The organism is Pseudonocardia lacus, assembly GCF_018531445.1.
In the GTDB taxonomy this organism is placed as follows: Bacteria; Actinomycetota; Actinomycetes; order Mycobacteriales; family Pseudonocardiaceae; genus Pseudonocardia; species Pseudonocardia lacus.
This window is the reverse complement of record NZ_JAHDTH010000378.1, coordinates 1-3680: the sequence shown is the minus strand read 5'-3', so window position 1 is coordinate 3680 and position 3680 is coordinate 1. Positions and strand designations below refer to the sequence as shown.

At 72.8% G+C, this 3680-nt stretch carries 4 protein-coding genes; 3 read left to right on the top strand and 1 reads right to left on the bottom strand.

Annotated features, from left to right (window positions below):
• Positions 1–1347 (top strand): chaperonin GroEL (gene groL, locus KIK08_RS38060; protein ID WP_214408164.1); only part of this gene is annotated, 1347 nt, incomplete at its 5' end.
• A gap of 100 nt (positions 1348–1447) precedes the next feature.
• Here groL and KIK08_RS38055 read toward each other — a convergent pair.
• Positions 1448–2410: a helix-turn-helix transcriptional regulator gene (locus tag KIK08_RS38055; protein ID WP_214408163.1), complete on the bottom strand. Its 963-nt coding sequence runs from the start codon at positions 2408–2410 to the stop codon at positions 1448–1450.
• A gap of 62 nt (positions 2411–2472) precedes the next feature.
• On the opposite strand from KIK08_RS38055, the gene KIK08_RS38050 reads away from it, so the two are divergent.
• Both KIK08_RS38050 and KIK08_RS38045 read left to right on the top strand, forming a co-directional pair.
• The gene (locus KIK08_RS38050) at positions 2473–3054 is read left to right on the top strand and encodes a TIGR03086 family metal-binding protein (RefSeq protein WP_214408162.1); all 582 of its coding nucleotides are present in this window, start codon (positions 2473–2475) and stop codon (positions 3052–3054) included.
• 156 nt (positions 3055–3210) lie between these two features.
• Positions 3211–3567, top strand: a complete 357-nt coding sequence (locus KIK08_RS38045) for a DarT ssDNA thymidine ADP-ribosyltransferase family protein (RefSeq protein ID WP_214408161.1) — start codon at positions 3211–3213, stop codon at positions 3565–3567.
• Positions 3568–3680: the final 113 nt, after the last annotated feature.

Sequence of the window (3680 nt, the reverse complement as noted above, 5' to 3'; positions counted from 1 at the left end):
GCCCAGGCGCTGGTCCGCGAGGGGCTGCGCAACGTGGCCGCCGGCGCGAACCCGATGGCCCTCAAGCGCGGCATCGAGAAGGCCGTCGAGGCCGTCTCCGAGGCCCTGCTGAAGTCGGCCAAGGAGGTCGAGACCAAGGAGCAGATCGCGGCCACCGCCTCGATCTCCGCCGCGGACTCGACCATCGGTGAGCTCATCGCCGAGGCCATGGACAAGGTCGGCAAGGAAGGCGTCATCACGGTCGAGGAGAGCCAGACCTTCGGTCTGGAGCTCGAGCTGACCGAGGGCATGCGGTTCGACAAGGGCTACATCTCGCCCTACTTCGTCACCGACGCCGAGCGCATGGAGGCCGAGCTGGAGGACCCCTACATCCTCCTGGTCTCCTCCAAGATCTCCACCGTGAAGGACCTGCTCCCGCTGCTGGAGAAGGTCATGCAGACCGGCAAGCCGCTGGCGATCATCTCCGAGGACGTCGAGGGCGAGGCCCTGGCCACCCTGATCGTCAACAAGGTGCGCGGCACCTTCAAGTCCGTCGCCGTCAAGGCCCCGGGCTTCGGCGACCGCCGCGAGGCGATGCTGACCGACATGGGCATCCTCACCGGCGGCGAGGTGATCTCCGAGAAGATCGGCCTCAAGCTGGAGAACGCCGACCTGTCGCTGCTGGGCCGCGCCCGCAAGGTCGTGGTCACCAAGGACGAGACCACCATCGTCGACGGTGCCGGCGACGCCGACCAGATCGCCGGGCGGGTCAACCAGATCCGCGCCGAGATCGAGCGCACCGACTCCGACTACGACCGCGAGAAGCTCCAGGAGCGCCTGGCCAAGCTCGCCGGCGGCGTCGCGGTCATCAAGGCCGGTGCCGCCACCGAGGTCGAGCTCAAGGAGCGCAAGCACCGCATCGAGGACGCGGTGCGCAACGCCAAGGCCGCGGTCGAGGAGGGCATCGTCGCCGGCGGCGGCGTCGCCCTGATCCAGGCCGGCGCCGGGCTGTTCGAGGGCCTGGGCCTCGACGGTGACGAGGCCACCGGGGCCAACATCGTCAAGGTCGCCCTGGAGGCGCCGCTCAAGCAGATCGCGATCAACGCCGGTCTCGAGGGCGGGGTCGTGGCCGAGAAGGTCCGCGGGCTCAACTCCGGTGAGGGCCTCGACGCCGCCACCGGCGAGTACAAGGACCTGATCGCCGCCGGGATCATCGACCCGGCCAAGGTCACCCGCTCGGCCCTGCAGAACGCCGCGTCGATCGCCGCGCTGTTCCTGACCACCGAGGCCGTCATCGCCGACAAGCCGGAGAAGTCCCCGGCCCCGGCCGGCGACCCGACCGGTGGCATGGGCGGCATGGACTTCTGAGTCCGGCACCACCGCAGTACCCGCACGTCCCGCAGGGGCGGCACCCGAGATCGGGTGCCGCCCCTGCGGCGTTCCCGCCCGATCCAGCGAGGCGCGCGGCTCAGGAGTGCAGGGCGAGCACCGCGTCGGCCCGGACCCGCACCGCCTCGCGCAGCCAGGGCGGGTCCAGTGCCTCGACGTGCGGGGCCATCGTCCACACCACCCGCTCCGCGTGCCCCTTGCCCCCGAACCGCGCCCGCACCACCGTGCGCCCCGCGCCGTCCGGCTCCGCCGACCGCAGTTCGAGGAGCGCGGCGACCAGTTCGTCGAGCATGTCGTCGGGCACCCGGACGGTCGCCTCGACGCCGGGCAGCCGGGCCAGGAACTCGGTGCGGCGGCGCTCCCAGAGGGCCGCGACGTCGACGCCGTCGGGGCGGCGGGCCGGCTCGGGCGACTCCTCGGCGTCGAGGATGCGCGACACGCGGTAGGTGCGGTCCCGGCCGTCGTCCAGGCCGAGCAGGTACCACTGCCCCGCCGCCTCCACCAGGCCGATGGGGTCGACCGTGCGCCAGCGCGGCTCGGCGGGCGACGCCCCGGGCCGGGCGGAGGCGTAGCGCAGGTGGACGCGGTGCCCGGCGAACACCGCCCGCTGCACGATCGCCAGGTGCTCGACCGACGCCGGCTCCCGCACCCAGCCGCGCCGCGACACGTGCACCCGGTCCGCGGCGTCCGAGGCGCGGGCCCGGGACCCCTCCGGCAGCGCGGCGACGACCTTGCGGATCGCCGACGAGAACGCCGCGCCCATGCCCAGCGCGTCGGACGTGGCCCGGGCCGGGGAGGCCAGCAGCGCGACGGCCTCGTCCGGGGTGAGGCCGGTGAGGTCGGTGGAGAACCCCGGCAGCAGCGCGAACCCGCCGGCCCGGCCGCGCTCGGCGTAGACCGGGATGCCGGCGGCCGAGAGCGCCTCGATGTCGCGCATCACCGTGCGCCGCGACACCTCCAGCTCGGCGGCCAGCGCCGCGGCCGTCATCCGGCCGCGGTGGCGCAGCAGCAGGACGAGCGAGAGGAGGCGGTCGGCGCGCACGGGTCCAGATTCCCAGAAAAAGGTGCCATGAGATGACACCATTGGCCGGCAGGCTCCCGCTCATGACGAACCCGATCCCCGACGCCCGCCCCGCCTACCGCACGGCCCTGGACTGGGTCGGCTCCCTCGCGGCCGGCGTGCGGCCCGAGCAGCTCTCCGACCCGACGCCGTGCGACGACTACGACGTGCGCACCCTGCTCCGCCACCTGGTGACCACGGCCCGCCGGGCCGTCGCGATCGCCGAGGGGGGCTCCGCCCTGGACATCCCGACGATCTCCACCGATGTCGCCGACCACGACCTCGCCACCGCCTACGCGCAGGAGGCGAAGCGGGCCCTCGACGCGTGGTCCGACGACGCCATGCTGGCGGCCGAGGTCACCGTGCCGTGGGGCCGGATCACCGGCGGGCAGGCGGTGTGGGCCTACACGAGCGAGACCCTGGTGCACGGCTGGGACCTGGCCGTCGCGACCGGCCAGCCCTCCGAGGCCGACCCGACCGTGGCCGAGGCCGTCCTGGTGGCCGCCCGGCGCGCGATCCCCGCGGAGCCCCGCGGCGGCGACGTCCCCTTCGCCCCGCCGGTCGACCCGGCCCCCGGCGCGGGCCCGACCGAGCGCCTGGCGAACTGGACGGGGCGGCGCCGCTGACCCGGATGGCTCGCCGTCAGTGCTGGAGGTAGGGGCGCTGCTGGTCGGCGTGGTGGTGGCGTAAGCGGCGGTGCCGTTGGCGGTCGGCGTCGCCCGCCGGCCCATCCCGCGGGGCTCGCGGTGCATTCCTGCTCGGGGGCGGTCAGCACGTGCGCGATGGCCTCGCTGACGCCCAGCGCGACCGCCGCGTCCGGCTTCGGCTGCCTGGTGTTCTTCCCGATGATGTTCGCCGCTGGCGTGTGGACGCCCGGCGACACCGTGCCGGAGCGATACACCAGGATTGTGTTCGGATACGATCATCATGTGCGCCCGCCGCCGACCAATCGCCTCATCATGCACTTCACGCATGTCGACAATTTATCGTCGATACTCGCCGGTGGTGAGATCCTTGCCGACTGCCTGGTCAGGAGCAGCAGCAGCACGCGGGTGCGCGAGTGCGCCGATCCGAGCATCAAGCAGAGCCGACGAGACATCGACGTACGGGTTGCCCCCGGCGGCAAAGTCGGACAGTGAGGTGATCTCAGCAAGATCTGCGTAGCTCGATCTGCTCGAAATGGGTGAGCACTCGTGCGGCAGCGACGATGTCACCGATTCTCGACGGGCTTGCGGTGGTGTGGCGTAGAGCG

Bases quoted from the DNA above. Each gene is read 5' to 3' on its own strand.
- KIK08_RS38045 (WP_214408161.1), top strand. From the start codon at position 3,211: ATGGCCTCGCTGACGCCCAGCGCGACCGCCGCGTCCGGCTTCGGCTGC.
- KIK08_RS38050 (WP_214408162.1), top strand. From the start codon at position 2,473: ATGACGAACCCGATCCCCGACGCCCGCCCCGCCTACCGCACGGCCCTG.